The following is a 15,474-nucleotide window of genomic DNA, read 5'->3' as shown; positions in this document are numbered from 1 at the left end:
TCCTGTCAGAGCTCGCGCGCGAACGACACCGTCGTGGTCGTGCGTCCGGTCTCCGCGAGTCCCGCCTTCAGGAGGACCCGCTGTGATGCGACGTTCGTAACGTCGGTCTCAGCGGCCGCCCGTTCGGCGCCGTGCGCTGCGGCGAACGACAGCGCGCCGACGACCGCTTCCGTCGCGAGTCCGACCCCGCGAGCGGCGGGAACGAGACCGTAGCCGAACTCGACGCGACCGTCGCTGTCGGGCGGCCCGAAGAAGCCGAGTCCACCGACGGCCGAACCGTCGGCATCACGGATGAGGTAAATCGTGAAGATCGGGTCGCTGTCGGTCGATTCCGCGAGACCGCGGAGCGGGCCGAGCTCATCGGCGAAGGGATACTCCGGGTGCCAGGCGTCACCGTCACGCTCGTCGCGTTCGACGATGCGTCGCGCGAGCGCCGGTGAGATCGGTTCGAGGGTGGTTCGTTCAGTGCGGATGATCATCGACGCCAGTCTGGCAGGGGCACGCGACGATGATCGCACCGTGCGCAGGTGCGGTGGTTCCCGTGGAATCGGTGGAGGGCCTGCAGCCTACGAGGGATCGCCGTCCTCGGGCAGCGATCGACGCTGCCGGGCGGCGCGCCACTTGAGGAGCGTCAACACGAGATTGAGGACCACCAGCGACAGCGCGACGAGTTTCAGCGGCAGTGGCATCGATGGGTTGAAACCCAAGATCAGCGCGAGGATGGCGAGGAAGCCGAGTCGGACCCACGGTGCGGCTCCGGTGCTCTTCATACCGTCACTGTATCCGGGTGCTCGTAGCGGGTAAGGCTCCCGGCTCTGATGTGGACGGCGCTTGACTCCGACGTGACGTCATGGTTTTCGCTAGGGGTGTCCGTCCCCTCAGCGAAGGAACTCCCATGACCGACTCATCGTCGAACACTCCATCTCACCTCTCCGGCTACGTACAGGGCTTGCGGCATCGCCCACAGCTCTGGCGCACACTCGTGGCCGCCGTGAGTGGCATTCTCACGCTCGTGGTGGTGCTCGGTGTCGCCGCGATCCCGGTCGGCCAAGCAGCGGACCGACTGATCGGCATCACCCCGTTCGACCCGGCGAACCCGTCCTTCACGGTCGGCTTCTGGGCGGCGGGCAACGTCCTCGTCGCGCTGCTCATCCCCGTCAGCATGGTGCTCCACAAACTCGTGTACGGCGCCTCGCCCGGAGCGTTGACCTCGGTGACAGGCCGCTTCCGGTGGATGCTTCTCGCGCGAGCCTCAGTCGTCGTGCTGCCGGTGTGGGTCGCCTACGCGGTGATCATGCAGCCGTTGCTCGGCACCGGACTTCCGAAGTGGACGACGGTCAATCTCGTGCTCTGCGTGGTCGCGCTCGTGACCATCCCGCTGCAGTCGGCCGGCGAGGAGTACCTGTTCCGGGGCCTGATCTTCCGGGCGATCGGGGCGCGATTCGCTCGCCCGGTCGTGTCGTTGGCGGTCGCCACCGCCGTGACCGCGCTGCAGTTCGGGCTGATCCACGGGGCGACCGATCCGTGGGGTGTCGCGTACTACGTCGTGATGGGGATCGGCTTCGCGGTCCTCGCCGAACGCACCGGTGGTCTCGAGGTCCCGATCCTCATCCACGCGGCGAACAACACACTGCTGCTCGTGCCGGTCGTCCTCGCCGGGGAGTTGGCGACGGTGTCGACGCCGACCGGCCCGATCGTGCTGGTGCCGATGCTGCTCGTGGCGACGGTGACCTGCGTACTGTGGAAGCTGGCGCCGTGGCTGACGGCACCCGCGCGGCGGCGAGAGGAGGTGGCAGTGTGAGGAGCAGTGACCTCGCCCGTTTGGCCGGCGTCTCGGTGCGCACGCTCCGTCACTACCACCAGATCGGTCTGCTACCCGAACCTGAGCGCTCCGCGAACGGCTACCGGGACTACGCAGCCTCCGACCTCGTCCGAGTGCTGCGCGTGAGACGACTCGCGGATCTCGGCGTGCCGCTCGCCCGCATCGATCCGACGGCCGACGTCGAGGACGAACTCACACGGCTGGACGAGCAGTACGCGCAGCAGATCGAGGAGCTCCAGGCGCGGCGGGACATGATCGCCGCGCTGCGCGAACACGGGACGCACGTGGACACCCCTGCGTACGCGCAGCGCTACCTCGACGCCCTCGGCCGACGGCAGGACCTCTCGCCGCGATCCGTCCAAACCGAGCGGGACGCCTCCGTCCTGGTCGAGCTGTTCCTCGACCGGAAGACGCTGGCCGAGCTCGACAAGATCGACGCGCCCACACTCGTGCAGCTCACCGACCTCACCGCGGCCCTCTTCGGTCTCGCTGACGACGCCCCCGAGGAGGTGGTCGACGCCGTGGCGGACGGTCTGGCGGCGGTGTTCGGCCGCTTCCAGCGCACCTCCGACACACCCCGGCTCAGCCGCGGGGCCGCCGACTCCCTCGACGACCACGTGAGCAGGCAGCTCACCTCGAAGCAGCTGGCGGTGGTTCGGCGGGCGACGAGACACCTGTGATCGACATCCGATCAGCGACGTGGTTCGCTGGCAAGACGGGTTCCCAGCGTCGGGAGACCGTCGATCCGTGAGGGAGCGCAGTGCGATGAGACCACTCCGATACTCGATCAACGTGACGCTCGACGGGTGCTGCCATCACGAGGCGGGACTCCCGCCCGACGAGGAGTCGATGCAGTACTGGACCGCGCAGCTGGCGCGGGCGGACGCCCTCCTGTTCGGCAGGGTGACCTACGAGATGATGGAGTCGGCCTGGCGGAGACCGGCCTCCGGCACCTGGCCGGACTGGGTCGAGCCGTGGCAGGTCCCCTTCGCGGAGGCCATCGACCGGGCGGAGAAGCACGTGGTCTCGAGCACGTTGAGTGATCCCGGCTGGAAGGCGGAGCTGGTCCGTGGCGACCTCGAGGAGGAGGTTCGGCGGCTCAAGCAGGAACCGGGCGAGGGCCTGTGGGTGGGTGGGGTGACGCTGCCGCTCGCGCTGGCGGACCTGGGACTGATCGACGAGTACGAGTTCCTCGTGCAGCCGGTGCTCACCGGACGCGGCCCGACCCTGCTCGCCGGGCTGCGCGAGCGCATCGAGCTCGAACTCGTGGACCGCCGGGAGCTCCGCTCGGGCGCGGTCGCCATGCGATACCGACCCGTCTGACGTCGTCGCCAGATCGCCCATGCTCGATGCCCCTGCTGAAGAGGGACGTCCGCATACGCACTCCAGCCGGGAGAGGATGGACACATGAACGCTCTCCACGGAATCGACATCGCCGCCGAACTCCGCCAGGTCGAGGCCCATTGGACGCCTCGAGTGGTCGGGCGGGTCAACGATCAATACGTGAAGGTCGCGAAGCTCCTCGGCCAGTTGGTCTGGCACGACCACGCGAACGAGGACGAGATGTTCCTCGTCGTCTCCGGCACGCTCCGCATCCAGCTCCCCGACGATGAGGAGGTCGTGCTTACGCCGGGCCAGTTCTTCGTCGTGCCGCGGGGCGTGCAGCACAATCCCATCGCCGACGAGGAGGTCGAGATCGTCTTGATCGAGACCGTCACGACTGCGCACACCGGCGACGTGATCGTCGAGGGCACGGTGCCCGTCGAGCGCCAGCTGGGCGACTTCCGCTGAGGACACGATCGCCGGACGCCGCTCGACCGTAGGGTGGGCGGATGCCTGTTCCGGATGAATCGCATTGGACCACCCTCGGAAGGACGACGGTCCACCGAGGCCGGGTCACCTTGGTCGATCACGAGGTCCGATTGCCGGACGGGTCGCGGTCGGAGTACCTCGTCGACGAGAGCGTTCCCTTCTCCGTCGCCTCCCTGATCATCGACGGCGGCGACGTGCTCCTCGCCCGGCAGTACCGATACCCGCTAGACCGCTGGATCCACGACCTGCCGGGTGGTGCCGGTCGAACGGACGAAGCCCCGCTCGAGGCCGCCCGGCGTGAGCTCCAAGAGGAGCTCGGCATCGTTCCGGACGATCTCCGACCGCTGCACACCTTCTTCATGAACCCGGGGCGGGCGTCCTGGCCGACACACCTGTTCATCTCGACTCGAGGCATCCGTTCCGGCCTGGTGGACCTGTCGGATCCCGCGGAGCAGGTGCGGCCCGTGCGGATCCCGGTGCCCGAGCTCGACGCGCTGATCGCCTCCGGAACGATCGTCGACCCGCCGCTCATCGTCGCCCGAGCCGTGGCGGCCGCCCAGGGCGTCCTCCCGCCGCTCGGAGCGGCAAGCGAGTTATGACCTCGTTGCGCACGTCGTCCGGGGATGGCCTGCTCCCTGGGTTCAGGTACGCTCGCGGCGTGAACGAAGACGAGACGCTCGTCCACGTGACGCATGACGCGCCGTGGCTGCCTCCTGGAGGCCGGGCCGAGGTGGTCCGCCGGACGACGCCACCCCGGCCGATGTCGGTCGTGCGCCTGCTCCTGCGCGACTCCGACCGGGTGTTCTGCGTGCCGAGGCAGGGCACGGCTCGCCTCGATCTGCCGATGCTCGAGGCCGCACGCGATGACCCCGACGGCACCGCGACCGTCCGTGAGCTGGCGAAGCGCATCACCGGCGAGCACCTGACCATGCAGTTCGTCGGCGCCGTGCGCAACGTCGTCGAAGCGCCGAATGACGGATACGAGTGGTCGGCCCCGCTCGCCCACTTCGGCGTGTGGGCTTCGGACGCGGCCCCGATCACTGACGGCACGTGGGTGCGTCTCGACGACGACGAGCTTCAGCTGCGCGACCGACACTGGTACCCGTTGGTGAACTGAGTCGACTTCGAGGGAGCTGCTAGCGTCGGAGCATGGTCGGTCTGCTCGAACTCGTGGCGCGGACGTTCGCGCTGCTGGGAGCAGGGGGCAGCGGCAACGTCGTGATCCCCGCCCTCATGGTGTTCGGGTTCATTGGGGCCGTTTCCGCGGCGGCGGTCCTCATCGCCGTCATTCTGCAGGTGCGGGTGACGCTCCGGCCACGCACCGGTCCGGTCGAGCTGCGCGAGGTCGAGAACCTGCGCGTGCTGGTCACGCACAACAACCCCGACGCACCGGGGCACGTCCGGTCCCGAGCACCCGGAAGGGCCATCGTGACCGTCAGAACGACCGGGTTCAGCGTGCAGTAGCGCTCCCGGTGGTCCACGGCGGTCGAACGATCCTCTCCCGTTCTCGATCGAAGGACCCACCCATGGACCTCTCCACCATCCCGTTCGTCTCCACCATCCTCGACGGCCTCGCCGGGTTCGTCGCAGCGACCGGCACCGTCCTCGAACCGCTTGTCGGCTCGTGGGCACCGCTCCTCGCCGTCGTCGTCCTCACCGTGCTCGTCCGGCTACTCCTGCTGCCGGTCGGTGTCTCGCAGGTCCGCGCCGAACGCACCAGGCGTCGCCTCGCCCCGGAACTCGCAGCCCTGCGGAAGCGCTACGCCGGACGCCCCGAGGAACTGAACCGCGCGCTCGTCGAGCTCTACCAGCGGCACGGCACCTCGCCGGTCGCGGGCTGCCTGCCGCTCCTCGCGCAGGCTCCGGTCGTCTCCGCGGTGTACGCGTTGTTCGTCCACCAGGACATCGCCGGTCACGCCAACACGCTGCTCTCTGCCGTGGTCGGGGGTGTCCCGCTCGGCTCGAACCTGTTCCAGCTGATCGGCACCACGGTCACGGCGATCTGGCCGTTCCTCGTCGTCCTGCTGCTCCTCGCCCTCGCGATCGAACTCACGAGGCGCGCGAGTGCGCGTTGGACGGCCGTACCCGACGAAACTGCCGCATTGCGGACGCCCGCTCCCGCCGGCGCCGGCGCGATCGCACCCATCATGCGCTGGCTCCCGTTCCTCTCGGTCGGCTTCGCGGCCATCGTCCCGTTCGCGGCCGCCGTCTACCTCGCGACGAGCGCGCTGTGGACGGTCGCTGAGCGGGCGGTCCTCCGCCGCACGCTCCGCGACCCGTTCGCACCCGCGGTCTGAGCGCATTCGATCGAGAGTGCTCGTTCTGCCCGCTGATCGGGCGCGGAACAGGAGAACGAGCACTCTCGATGAACGAGGTGTTCAGCCGCGGTTCGCGAGCCATGTGCTGATGGCTGTCGGCAGCTGCGTGGCGTCCTCGACGGCGGTGTCGGGCACGATCGGGACGCCGTAGCGCTTGCCGGTACGGTCGGTGTCGACGGCCACGGTCAGATTGACGACCGCACCGTCGTAGAGGCGGACCGGCTGGTTGGCCGTGCTGAAGCCGTAGCTCGGCTGTCCGAACACGTGCACGTCCGACTGGCCGATGAAGGCGATGGCGACCGCCTCGGCGGAGCTGCCGGTCATCCCGTCGATGACCACGGCGATCGGCCCGTGCACCTTCGGCTGCGGTGTCGTCGCCGCACCCTGTCGTGTGCCGTTAGAGGAGACGGTCCCGCCGTCCACGGATACCACCGTCGACCCGTCGACGGACTCGAAGGTCTCGACGGTCCCGTCATCGAGTAGCGGTGCCATGGCGGCCAGCATGGGCCACACGTTGCCGCCGTGGTTGTCCCGCAGGTCGACCACCCACGCCGACGTGTCGGGTGCGGCGGCGGTGATCGCCTCGACGGCCGTATCGATGTACCGCTGGCCGAAGGAGTCCGTTCCGGAGCCGCCACCGATGAGCGTTGGGAGGCGGATGGTCGTCACGCCGTCAGCGCTCGTGACGGTGAGCAGTTCGTTCTCCGCCTTCGATCCCGACGACGGGCCGAACAGTTCGGCCGCGGACGCAGGATCGTTGAAGGTGGTGTGGGGGCCGCCCAGCTCGGCCGCCGCCTTGGTGAGCGGCCCGTAGGTGTCGGCGTAGTCGGAGGCGTCCGCGACGGAGGCCAGAGCCCGCTCCCGCACCTGCTTGTAGCGGTCCGGCGTCGCGTCGACACCCCGCCGCATCGCATCCAGCGCGACCTCCGCATAGGTCTGCGGTGACGGCGGGACGAGGTAGATCCCGTACGACCGCAGGAGCGGCGTGGCGACGACGGCGCCGCCGACCACTAGCGCGAGGAGTGATGCCGCGACGACGGCCGCGATGAGGCGACGCCGGCGCCGCCGACGTCGCCGGTCCATGGGGGACGGTGATGGAGAGGACGAGCGACTGCGGGTGTTGCCGGGCATGACTCCAGGCTACGAATCGTCAACGGTCGAGTCGTCAGCCCGCAGGACGATCCCGCCCGCGGAGCATCATCCGCGGGCGGGACGTGGCCGATGGACCCCGCACCGAGGTGGCAGGATGCGGTCATGAGAAGTCACCACGTGAGCCGGGTCATCGGCGCTTCGCCGGAAGCCGTCTACGAGTACGCGTCCGACATCGACAACCTTCCGCGGTGGGCGGCCGGTCTCGCGCAGGCCGAGGTGGTCCGTGAGGGGGACTCGCTGTTCGTCGAGTCGCCGATGGGTCGGGTGGAGGTCCGATTCGTCGAGCGCAACCGCTTCGGCGTCCTCGACCACGACGTCACCCTGCCGTCGGGGACCGTCGTGACGAACCCGGTCCGCGTGCTGGCCCATCCGGAGGGTGCCGAGGTGGTCTTCACGGTCCGACAGATCGAGCTGGACGACGACGCGTTCGCGCGTGACGTCGCCATGGTCGAGGCGGACCTCGAGCGCCTCGATCGTCGGCTCACCGGGCATGAGTGATCGGCACCCGTTTGACCTGGCCGCGGTCTCGTCGGTTGGTGCGCCGTCGTTCCGGATCTCGCGATAGCGTCCTCCCATGGACTCGCTCGTGCAGCAACGGCTCGCCTTCGAACGTGAGCGCACCGTCGGCTGGGTGATGATCACGGTCGGTCTGCTCTTCGTGGTCGGCTCCGTCTGGTTCGCAGCCGCAGGCGCCCCGCTCAGCTGGGCGATGGCGGTGTTCTGGACCGTCTGGGCGTGCTTCGGCATCCGGCGGGTAGTGGCTTCGCGTCGGACGCAGCAGGCGTTCGAGCGGGAACACGGCGCTACCGCCGGCATTCGTCGATGAAGCAGGGCGTCGCCGTCCAGCTCACCGGTGGGCCGGTGTTCGGGCTCGAGGGGACGTCTCCTCCTCTCGATCCCTCGACATCGCCTTCGAGCAGTAGCCGGGCTCCGACGCTTACGGGATGAGTCGCTGCTCTCGCAGGTCCTGGAAGATGCCGAGGAACATCGCCTCGGTCTCGACGTACTCGTGGAACCCGGCCCGGCGCGACTTCGACGTGTCGGCGATGACGTCGTAGTCCCACGCGAAGACGAAGTCACCGAACGCCCACGACGACACCTCGGCGTAGCTGGTGGGCGCGAGGCCGTGCCGCTCGACCATCGCGTTCCACAGGGCTTCCTTGTCGGCCATCACCTCGGAGAGGCTCATCTCGAGTGGCGGCGCGACGTCGAGGTCGAAGAAAGCGGCGATCTTCGGCCACATCGACGACCACCGGAACAGGTCGCCGTTCGTGATGTTGAACGCCTCGTTGCGGGCGTGCTCCGTGGTCGCCGCCCACACCGTGGCCTTCGCGAGGAGGTCGGCGTCCGTCATCTCGATCAGGCTCGTGTACGCGCCGGGCTTGCCGGGGAACCGCAGCGGGATGCCGAGCTCCTTGCTCATGGACGCGTAGACGGCGATGACCATCGCCAGGTTCATCGGGTTGCCCAGGCCGATCCCGGCGACGACCGACGGCCGCAACGCCGACCATGACCAGCTGACCCCGGTTTGGCGGCGCTCGAGGAACTGCTGCTGATCGACGTTGAACTCCGGCGGCATGTGCGGCGGGTCGGACTCCTTCGCGGGTGTCGCGAAGGGCCCCAGATGTGCGCCGTAGACCTTGTAGCCCTGCATCAGGCTGATGTGTTCGAGGCCCGGCGCGACGGGTTCGACGGCGTCGACGACGTTCGTGAGCATCGCGAGGTTCGGCGCGACGAGCTCTGCCCAGCTGGGGCGGTCCTGGTACGCGGCGTAGAAGATGTGCGTGATCTCGGACAGGCCCCGCAACCGGCGGATGGTCGCGTCGCGGTCGAGCAGATCCACCGCGAGGTGCCTGACGGATCCCCGGTCGGTGCCGCCGCGGCGGGACAACCCGACCACGTCCCAGCCGAGCCCCTCGAGGTGGGTGATCAGGTTCCCGCCGATCACCCCGCGGGCGCCGACCACCAGTGCTGTGTGCTGCGTCATGACATCTCCATCGTTAGATCGCGATTTACCGATCCACAGTGTTGCACAACATCGTGGAATCGCGATATTGCGATATGATTGACGGATGACGAACGCTGACGAGTTGGACCTGGTGGCGATCTTCAAGGCGCTCGGGCATCCGACTCGCCTTGCGATCCTGGGGTGGTTGAAGGATCCGGAGTCGTTCCCGCCGCAGGATCAGCCGACGGCCGAGGTCGGCGTGTGTCTCAAGCACATCCAGGCGAGGGCCGAAGTGTCGCAGTCGACCGCCTCGCAGTTCATGGCCACGCTCCAGCGCGCCGGCCTCGTGACGTGCACCCGGATCGGCCAGTGGTCGCACTACCAGCGCGACGAGGCCGCGATCGAAGCGCTCGGTCGGCAGGTGTCGCTCGCCGTCTAGACCTGCGCGGCGAGCTGGACGCCGGAGGAACTGAGGGACGTCGACCAAATAGTTTCGCTTCAGGCAACGATCTGATAGTTTCTTCAGACGCAACGACTGGAGGTCCATCATGAACCACGACGACGCGCAGGATCGTTTGAACGCCGCACGAGACGCCTCCCGCAGCGCTGCCCGGCAGGGAGCCCTCGGCACGGCGGTCATCACCGCGGTGCTCGTCATCGCTCTCGGGGTGGTCGTCGACCTCGACATGCTGTGGCTCCTCGGCCTGGTCGCCCTGGGATTCGTGGCGTTGTCCGTCAGTCGACCGCTCAAGCTGCGCCTCGACTGGTCGGATCGCGTCGGCACACTGCTCCTCACGATGAGTGGTGTCGCCGTCGCGGCCGTGTACGTCCTCGTCCAGTGGGCCGCGCGGTCCGCAGACCTCGTGGCCCCGAACACCGTCTCGGCGCTCGCCGCAGCCGTGTTGGTCTTCGCAGCCTGCTTGCCGGCGCTCATCCGCCTCGCGTCCGGCGGTCCATCCGTCGGCGGGCGGCCGCGGACCGGCGATGCGTGATGACGATGCGGCGACCGAAGCCGCCGTCACCCGTCCCGCGCTGAACCCGCTCTTCCACGAGCCCGCGCGCCTCGCGCTACTGTCCGCGCTCGCTCCCGCCGAGTACGCCGACTTCGCCTCGCTCCTGCGCATCACCGGTGTCAGCAAGTCGGCCCTCTCGAAGCACCTCTCGGCGCTCGCAGACGCCGGGGTGATCGAGATCGGGAAGAGTGACACGGACCGCCGTGGCCGCCGCATCGCCCTCACGGCGCAAGGGCGAGCTGCCTTCGAGGCCTACCTCGACGCCCTGACCGCGATCGTGCAGCACGCCCGAGGGTGATTGACCTGGACGGTCGACGACCAGCGCCCGTGCCGGTCAGAGTCCGCGCGACACCGCGGCAGCCGCTGCGAGCCACGCCCGCTGCGTGCTCGACCTGAGGGCGTCGTGTCGGATGACGCCGTTCTTCAACGCGGGATCGAAGGGCACGACGACGACGTCGCGCACGTAGGGGCGGAAGTCCTCGGCGTAGGCGTTTGCGATCGAGGTGTCCTTGGCCTCGGCCTCGGAGACGATGACGACGGCGTTGCGAGCGAGTTCGGCACCGCGCTCGCTCACCCGGCTGACGGCGGTGAGGGTGAGTCGCGCGCCCTCCTTCTTGTCCTCGACGGTCGTGGTCGGGATGACGAGCTGATCGGTCAGCTCCACCATGCGCCGCCAGTTGGGTGCTCCGGCCGAGTTACCGGAGTCCATGACGATCAGGCGGTAGTACTTCGCGAGGACGCGATGGACGAGGTCGACCTCGTCGGCGGTCACCACGTGCTCGCCGTCGGCCGCGGATCGCAGGACCTCGTACTTGTCGCCGGGCTGGTGGTGGACGAACCGCGACAGGTCGGCTCGCTCGGCGCCGGGGGAGAGGAGGTCGCCCGCCGCGGCGAGCAGGTCGAGGACGGTCGAATCGTGGCCGCCCTGCTCGGTCCGCCAGCCGAGCGTGCCCATGGTCTCGTTGTTGTCCCAGGCTGCGACACCGCCACCGCCGTACCGGGCGAAGACGGAAGACAGGTTGACGACGGTCGGCGTCTTGTTGGCGCCGCCCTTCTGATTCGCGACGGAGATGGTGCGACGCCTCGGGAAGTGGCGTGACACGGCGTGGACGTCGTCACGCTCGGCCCGCTCGGTCGCCGACGGCGGCACCGAGAAGCCGAGCTTGTTGAGCAGGCCGGCGAGCCCGTGCTGCGCCGGGCCGATCGTGGGCGGCGCGAGGAACGAGGGTGCATCGCGCAGATCGCGGCGAGCCGGGGCGGCCGGCTGGCCGGGAGCCTGCTGCTGCGGAACCGGGGGCTGCTGCTGCGCGGGCGCGGACGGCGGCGCCTGCACCGACTGCTGTGCCGGGACCGCGCGCTGCGCGGGTACGGGCGCCTGCTGCGCGTTCGGCTGGTTCGAGATCGGCTGGAACGGCGGTGGGTCGAACGCGGGTTGCTGCACGGTCGGGCGCTGTGGCGGGACGGGCTGCGGCGTCGTGGTCGACTGCGGGTTGCCGGAGACCGGCGGCGCGGGCTGCGCCGAAACCGGCGCAGGTGTCGACGGCTGGGCGGGTGCGGCGCGGGGCGGTGTCTGCGGTTGAACAGGGGTCGGGCGTGCGGGTGTCGGCTGGGAGGGCGTGGGCGGTGGCGCCTGGATGAGCGGCACTCGTTGCGCGGCTGCGGGCGGTGGCGTGGCCCGCTGCGCGGTGCGCGCGGGCGCTGCTGACTGCGGTTCCTCCTGCAGTTCGCCGTCGACACCGATGAGGAGCACGGTGACGCTCGTCGGGTCGGTCACCGTCACACGGATCGGTCGACCCGCCTTCCGGGCCTCCGCCTGCATCAGTTCGACGAGCTGGCGGCGGGCCGTTCCCGCGTCGGTGGCGGTCAGGTACTGCTCGGCGGTGCCGACGCGGAACACGCCGGAATTGTCCGCCAGCAGCGATGCCGTCATCGGCGGGAAGTCCTGTATCGAGGCCTTGTCGATCATGCTCTCACTCCTTCGCGGCGGGGGTGAACCCGTCCCCACTATGCCTTAGTACGGCGCATGTCGGATTTCCGGGCCCGGCCTTGACGCCTCGCCGAGGGTGCTCGTTCTGCGCTCTCAGGCGGCCTCAGCGAGCGGAATGAGCACTTTCGACGAGCCCCCGAAGCCGCTGGACCCGAGCGATGAATGATGCGCGGTCGACGAAGAGGTCGTGCGCAGTGACGCGGACGACCCGCCACCCGGCCGCCTCGAACCGCTCCCTGCGAACGATGTCGGTTCGAAATCGCTGCTGGTCGGTTCGGTGCAGGTCGCCTTCGTATTCATACGCGATGCGGAGGCGCGGTTCGGCGAGATCCGGATGGAGTACCGCAGTGCCTCCGTCCACCTGCACGGGTGGATTGACGCTCGGCTCGGGGATGCCCGCGTCGATGAGCGCGAGCCGCAGGTGTGTCTCAGGTCGGGAGTCGACGCCGACGCGGACCAGCGGAAGGGCGTCGCGGAGAACCCGAGCCGAGCGTCGAGAGCCGTAAGCGGCCACGGCGGCCGTGAGTTCGTCGATCGTTGTGCGCACGTCGACACGCGAGCCACCTCGTGATCGCGACCCCGACACGAGGAAATCACCGACCGCGACGAGGTCCGGAAGCTCGAGCATCGTCGCGAGAAGCGCGAAGGTGTCGGCCGGCGCGGTGAGGGTGAAGCCTCGGATCTGGGTCGTGCGGGTCGTCTCGGCGAGCCGGTGACCGACGACCCCTCGGCCACGCGCAGGCTGTACGCCGTGAAGCGCGCCGATGTGGAGGTCCGCGTCGTGCGTGCAAGAGTTCGGCAGCGAGGCACCCAGGAGTTCCGCCGCAGTGAGATGGCTGAACACCCACCCTGGTCGGAGCCGAGGGGAGAACGCTGCGCAGCGTCCGAAGACGTCCCCCAGATCGACGTCGACCGAGCGCACGCCCCAGAACGGAGCGTCGAGATCGACGCCACGCAGTCTCCCGCTGGTCTGGCCGTGCAGCGCTCGGTCACCGACCGCGAACGCCGTGCCGTGGAGCCGTGGCGGGAGCGGGCGATGGCGGGGCACCGACCCATCCTCCCGATCCCGTGGGGATCTCTGCTCCCATTGTCCACACCCTCCACCGAGAGTGCGCATTCCGTCGGCTCATTGCGATTCAGGGAGCGTTTTGCGCACTCTCGGCAGAGCCGACGCCCGCGAGGCCGACGTACATCGAGCGGTGGAGCTCTGCGACGTGGTCGAAGGCCAGGCGGCTCGCGGCTGCCGCATCGCCGACGCGGAGCGCCTCGACGAGCTGAGCGTGCTCCTCGTTCGACGCGCGCAGGTACTCGATCCGATAGGGGATGAAGTAGGAGTACAGCTCACGGGACACGCGGTCATGGAGGTCGGCCGCGCCCGGCACGCCCGCCGACATCGCCAGCTCGGCGTGGAACGCCGCATCCGCCTCGCGGAACCGGCTCCAGTCCGGCTCGGTCCGCATGGTCGCCACGAGGTCGTCGAGTCGACGCAGGGAGGACGCCACCGGTGCAGCCGCAGCCCGCGCCGCCAGCCCGGCTTCGAGCGTCGCGCGCTGGTCGATGAGCGCGTGCACGTGGACGGCGTCCTCGCGGTAGGCGGCGATCTCGGGAACGGTGCCCACCGCGGGTGCATCCGAGATGAACGTGCCACCCGTGTTGCCCTGCCGCCGCACGACGACGCCCTCGTCGCTCAGCGCCCGATAGGCACGCCGCACCGACATCTCGCTGACCCCGAACGCACGGGCCGCTTCCTCTGGTGCCGGGAGCCGTTGGCCGGGCACCAGCATCCCGAGCTCCAGCGCCAGCGAGATGCGCGCGCGGACGGTGTCGACGGCCGTCGTGCGTCGAATGGCTCCGAGCGAGGGCGAACCCAGATCCATGGCACCCCCGTCTCGTCGCTGATCGACTCCGCGACCCTGGCTCAGCCGGCCGTCGGCTGGTCGGCGGTCGCCTCGCTCACCGCGCCGTCCGGCTCGGCGTCCAGCGGGAACCGCTTCCCCGCCACGATACCGATCAGCATGGCGACCACGGGGATGAGGGCGAGCACGACACTCACGGTGACGCTTCCGCCGGTGACGAGCGTGAAGTTCGACAGCACCAGCCACAGCGCGAAAGCGAGTCCCACCACCGCGAGGATCGGGAACACCCGCGCACCCCAGGTGCGGCCGGCGACGAGCTCGGGTCGGCGCGCGAAGAACACGAGGACGGCGATCGAGGTCGTCAGCATGAGCAGGACCATCCCGACGGTCGCCACCCCGGCCATGGATCCGAAGACCCCGACGAGCGGGTCGAGGCCGGCGAGGGCGAGCGCGGCGAGGACGATGGCCGCCGTCACCGTCTGCACGATGGAGGAGGTCGACGGGGAGTGGTGTGCGGGGTGACGCCTGCCGAGGCGGGCGGGCAGCACCGACTTCTGCGCCAGCGTGAACTGGTAACGCGCGATGACGTTGTGGAAGGACAGCACGCACGCGAACAGGCTCGTAATGAGCAGCACCTGGACGACATCACGCATGATCGGGCCGAGGTAGGTCGTCGTCGTGTCGAGTAGGAGGTTGCCCTCGCCGGCGAGCGTCTGCTGGGCGATCGCGACGGCGTTCCCTGCGCCGACGCCCGTCACGAGCGCCCAGCAGGAGATGGCGTAGAACACGCCGATGATGACGACGGCCAGGTACGTGGCTCGCGGGATGGTGCGTTCCGGGTTGCGCGCCTCGTCCCGGAAGACCGCGGTCGCCTCGAAGCCGATGAAGCCGGTGAGGGCGAAGAGCACGGCGACGCCGATCCCACCGGTGAAGATGTTGGCGGGGTCGAAGGTCTCGACCGCGATGCCGTCCGCACCGCCGGTCGAGAAGATGACGACGTCGAGCACGACGACCACGAGGATCTCGAGCGTCAGTGCGATGCCCAGCACCTTCGCGCTCAGGTCGATGTGTCGGTAGCCGAGCACCGCCACGATCGCCATCGTCGCGAAGGAGTACAGCCACCAGGGCAGGCTCGGGCCGCCGAAGTACGTGACGAGGTCGTCGAGCGCCCACCCCATGTAGCCGTACACGCCGACTTGGATCGCCGTGTAGGCGACGAGCGCGGTGAAGGCGGAACCGAGGCCGAGACGCGAGCCGAGTCCCGCCGTCACGTAGGAGAAGAACGCGCCGGCTTCGCGGACGAACGGCGTCATGGTGACGAAGCCGACGGAGAAGACGAGGAGGATCACGGCGGCGAGGGCGAAGCCGACCGGCGCTCCGGCGCCGTTGCCGGTCCCGATCGCGATGGGGACGTTGCCGCCGATCACGGTGAGTGGTGCTGCTGCGGCGATCACCATGAAGACGATGGAGCCGGTACCGAGTTGGCCGTCGAGGCGCTGGCGCGGCTCGGCGATGGGGTTCACGGTCATGAGGTCACTTTCCAGGGGAGTCGGGGGACTCGGAGGG

21 protein-coding genes are annotated in these 15,474 nt (G+C 69.2%); 13 read left to right on the top strand and 8 right to left on the bottom strand.

What is annotated here, in order from left to right:
- Positions 1–5 precede the first annotated feature (5 nt).
- Both A4X17_RS10540 and A4X17_RS10535 read right to left on the bottom strand, forming a co-directional pair.
- Positions 6–479, bottom strand: a complete 474-nt coding sequence (locus A4X17_RS10540) for a GNAT family N-acetyltransferase (protein WP_064295632.1) — start codon at positions 477–479, stop codon at positions 6–8.
- Positions 480–566: 87 nt separating this feature from the next.
- Complete coding sequence (locus A4X17_RS10535) at positions 567–770, bottom strand: hypothetical protein (RefSeq protein ID WP_064295631.1); 204 nt, start codon at positions 768–770, stop codon at positions 567–569.
- Positions 771–895: 125 nt separating this feature from the next.
- On the opposite strand from A4X17_RS10535, the gene A4X17_RS10530 reads away from it, so the two are divergent.
- The 8 genes from A4X17_RS10530 (at position 896) to yidC (ending at position 5,931) form a co-directional block, all read left to right on the top strand.
- A complete protein-coding gene (locus A4X17_RS10530) occupies positions 896–1,801 on the top strand; it encodes a CPBP family intramembrane glutamic endopeptidase (RefSeq protein WP_064295630.1) in 906 nt (301 codons plus the stop codon).
- Positions 1,798–2,502, top strand: coding sequence for a MerR family transcriptional regulator (locus A4X17_RS10525; RefSeq protein ID WP_082916092.1), 705 nt, complete (start codon positions 1,798–1,800; stop codon positions 2,500–2,502). The genes A4X17_RS10530 and A4X17_RS10525 overlap by 4 nt, the downstream gene beginning before the upstream one ends.
- 85 nt (positions 2,503–2,587) lie before the next feature.
- Positions 2,588–3,145: a dihydrofolate reductase family protein gene (locus A4X17_RS10520; RefSeq protein WP_064295628.1), complete on the top strand. Its 558-nt coding sequence runs from the start codon at positions 2,588–2,590 to the stop codon at positions 3,143–3,145.
- Positions 3,146–3,229: 84 nt separating this feature from the next.
- Positions 3,230–3,613, top strand: a complete 384-nt coding sequence (locus A4X17_RS10515) for a cupin domain-containing protein (protein WP_064295627.1) — start codon at positions 3,230–3,232, stop codon at positions 3,611–3,613.
- A 41-nt stretch (positions 3,614–3,654) separates the two neighbouring features.
- A complete protein-coding gene (locus tag A4X17_RS10510) occupies positions 3,655–4,233 on the top strand; it encodes an NUDIX hydrolase (protein ID WP_064295626.1) in 579 nt (192 codons plus the stop codon).
- A 59-nt stretch (positions 4,234–4,292) separates the two neighbouring features.
- A complete protein-coding gene (locus A4X17_RS10505; protein WP_064295660.1) occupies positions 4,293–4,751 on the top strand; it encodes a hypothetical protein in 459 nt (152 codons plus the stop codon).
- Between the two features lie 32 nt (positions 4,752–4,783).
- Positions 4,784–5,098: a DUF6412 domain-containing protein gene (locus A4X17_RS10500; RefSeq protein WP_064295625.1), complete on the top strand. Its 315-nt coding sequence runs from the start codon at positions 4,784–4,786 to the stop codon at positions 5,096–5,098.
- Between the two features lie 62 nt (positions 5,099–5,160).
- Positions 5,161–5,931: a membrane protein insertase YidC gene (yidC, locus tag A4X17_RS10495; RefSeq protein ID WP_064295624.1), complete on the top strand. Its 771-nt coding sequence runs from the start codon at positions 5,161–5,163 to the stop codon at positions 5,929–5,931.
- 81 nt (positions 5,932–6,012) lie between these two features.
- On the opposite strand, the gene A4X17_RS10490 is transcribed toward yidC, so the two are convergent.
- A complete protein-coding gene (locus A4X17_RS10490; RefSeq protein ID WP_082916090.1) occupies positions 6,013–7,083 on the bottom strand; it encodes a S41 family peptidase in 1,071 nt (356 codons plus the stop codon).
- Between the two features lie 123 nt (positions 7,084–7,206).
- Between A4X17_RS10490 and A4X17_RS10485 the strand changes: the two genes are divergently transcribed.
- Positions 7,207–7,602 carry an SRPBCC family protein gene (locus A4X17_RS10485; protein WP_197479055.1) on the top strand — a complete coding sequence of 132 codons (396 nt, stop codon included), beginning with the start codon at positions 7,207–7,209 and terminating at the stop codon, positions 7,600–7,602.
- Positions 7,603–7,678: 76 nt separating this feature from the next.
- Positions 7,679–7,930 carry a hypothetical protein gene (locus tag A4X17_RS10480; RefSeq protein WP_064295621.1) on the top strand — a complete coding sequence of 84 codons (252 nt, stop codon included), beginning with the start codon at positions 7,679–7,681 and terminating at the stop codon, positions 7,928–7,930.
- 111 nt (positions 7,931–8,041) lie between these two features.
- Here A4X17_RS10480 and A4X17_RS10475 read toward each other — a convergent pair whose 3' ends face one another.
- The gene (locus tag A4X17_RS10475; RefSeq protein WP_064295620.1) at positions 8,042–9,091 is read right to left on the bottom strand and encodes an SDR family oxidoreductase; all 1,050 of its coding nucleotides are present in this window, start codon (positions 9,089–9,091) and stop codon (positions 8,042–8,044) included.
- Positions 9,092–9,176: 85 nt separating this feature from the next.
- On the opposite strand from A4X17_RS10475, the gene A4X17_RS10470 reads away from it, so the two are divergent.
- The 3 genes from A4X17_RS10470 (at position 9,177) to A4X17_RS10460 (ending at position 10,363) form a co-directional block, all read left to right on the top strand.
- Positions 9,177–9,491, top strand: a complete 315-nt coding sequence (locus A4X17_RS10470) for a helix-turn-helix transcriptional regulator (RefSeq protein WP_064295619.1) — start codon at positions 9,177–9,179, stop codon at positions 9,489–9,491.
- Positions 9,492–9,600: 109 nt separating this feature from the next.
- The gene (locus A4X17_RS10465) at positions 9,601–10,044 is read left to right on the top strand and encodes a hypothetical protein (protein WP_064295618.1); all 444 of its coding nucleotides are present in this window, start codon (positions 9,601–9,603) and stop codon (positions 10,042–10,044) included.
- Positions 10,037–10,363: a transcriptional regulator gene (locus A4X17_RS10460; RefSeq protein ID WP_064295617.1), complete on the top strand. Its 327-nt coding sequence runs from the start codon at positions 10,037–10,039 to the stop codon at positions 10,361–10,363. Before A4X17_RS10465 ends, A4X17_RS10460 begins: the two co-directional genes overlap by 8 nt.
- 36 nt (positions 10,364–10,399) lie before the next feature.
- Here the strand turns inward: A4X17_RS10460 and A4X17_RS10455 are convergent, their stop codons facing one another.
- The 4 genes from A4X17_RS10455 to A4X17_RS10440 form a co-directional block, all read right to left on the bottom strand.
- Positions 10,400–12,031: a hypothetical protein gene (locus A4X17_RS10455; protein WP_064295616.1), complete on the bottom strand. Its 1,632-nt coding sequence runs from the start codon at positions 12,029–12,031 to the stop codon at positions 10,400–10,402.
- Between the two features lie 124 nt (positions 12,032–12,155).
- Positions 12,156–13,100 carry a hypothetical protein gene (locus A4X17_RS10450; RefSeq protein WP_064295615.1) on the bottom strand — a complete coding sequence of 315 codons (945 nt, stop codon included), beginning with the start codon at positions 13,098–13,100 and terminating at the stop codon, positions 12,156–12,158.
- Between the two features lie 88 nt (positions 13,101–13,188).
- Positions 13,189–13,929, bottom strand: a complete 741-nt coding sequence (locus tag A4X17_RS10445) for a FadR/GntR family transcriptional regulator (protein WP_064295614.1) — start codon at positions 13,927–13,929, stop codon at positions 13,189–13,191.
- Between the two features lie 41 nt (positions 13,930–13,970).
- Complete coding sequence (locus tag A4X17_RS10440) at positions 13,971–15,437, bottom strand: APC family permease (protein WP_064295613.1); 1,467 nt, start codon at positions 15,435–15,437, stop codon at positions 13,971–13,973.
- Positions 15,438–15,474: the final 37 nt, after the last annotated feature.

Origin of the sequence: Plantibacter sp. H53 (assembly GCF_001650455.1) — a bacterium.
Lineage (GTDB): Bacteria > Actinomycetota > Actinomycetes > Actinomycetales > Microbacteriaceae > Plantibacter > Plantibacter flavus_A.
Note: the sequence above shows the minus strand (reverse complement) of the source record. Positions and strands in the feature narration are given on the sequence as shown.

Coding starts and splice junctions, on each gene's coding strand:
- A4X17_RS10500 (WP_064295625.1), top strand. CDS start 4,784: ATGGTCGGTCTGCTCGAACTCGTGGCGCGGACGTTCGCGCTGCTGGGA.
- A4X17_RS10530 (WP_064295630.1), top strand. CDS start 896: ATGACCGACTCATCGTCGAACACTCCATCTCACCTCTCCGGCTACGTA.
- A4X17_RS10460 (WP_064295617.1), top strand. CDS start 10,037: ATGCGTGATGACGATGCGGCGACCGAAGCCGCCGTCACCCGTCCCGCG.
- A4X17_RS10470 (WP_064295619.1), top strand. CDS start 9,177: ATGACGAACGCTGACGAGTTGGACCTGGTGGCGATCTTCAAGGCGCTC.
- A4X17_RS10520 (WP_064295628.1), top strand. CDS start 2,588: ATGAGACCACTCCGATACTCGATCAACGTGACGCTCGACGGGTGCTGC.
- A4X17_RS10465 (WP_064295618.1), top strand. CDS start 9,601: ATGAACCACGACGACGCGCAGGATCGTTTGAACGCCGCACGAGACGCC.
- A4X17_RS10490 (WP_082916090.1), bottom strand. CDS start 7,083: ATGCCCGGCAACACCCGCAGTCGCTCGTCCTCTCCATCACCGTCCCCC.
- A4X17_RS10480 (WP_064295621.1), top strand. CDS start 7,679: ATGGACTCGCTCGTGCAGCAACGGCTCGCCTTCGAACGTGAGCGCACC.
- A4X17_RS10510 (WP_064295626.1), top strand. CDS start 3,655: ATGCCTGTTCCGGATGAATCGCATTGGACCACCCTCGGAAGGACGACG.
- A4X17_RS10540 (WP_064295632.1), bottom strand. CDS start 479: ATGATCATCCGCACTGAACGAACCACCCTCGAACCGATCTCACCGGCG.
- A4X17_RS10515 (WP_064295627.1), top strand. CDS start 3,230: ATGAACGCTCTCCACGGAATCGACATCGCCGCCGAACTCCGCCAGGTC.
- A4X17_RS10475 (WP_064295620.1), bottom strand. CDS start 9,091: ATGACGCAGCACACAGCACTGGTGGTCGGCGCCCGCGGGGTGATCGGC.
- A4X17_RS10440 (WP_064295613.1), bottom strand. CDS start 15,437: ATGACCGTGAACCCCATCGCCGAGCCGCGCCAGCGCCTCGACGGCCAA.
- A4X17_RS10485 (WP_197479055.1), top strand. CDS start 7,207: ATGAGAAGTCACCACGTGAGCCGGGTCATCGGCGCTTCGCCGGAAGCC.
- A4X17_RS10455 (WP_064295616.1), bottom strand. CDS start 12,031: ATGATCGACAAGGCCTCGATACAGGACTTCCCGCCGATGACGGCATCG.
- A4X17_RS10535 (WP_064295631.1), bottom strand. CDS start 770: ATGAAGAGCACCGGAGCCGCACCGTGGGTCCGACTCGGCTTCCTCGCC.
- yidC (WP_064295624.1), top strand. CDS start 5,161: ATGGACCTCTCCACCATCCCGTTCGTCTCCACCATCCTCGACGGCCTC.
- A4X17_RS10445 (WP_064295614.1), bottom strand. CDS start 13,929: ATGGATCTGGGTTCGCCCTCGCTCGGAGCCATTCGACGCACGACGGCC.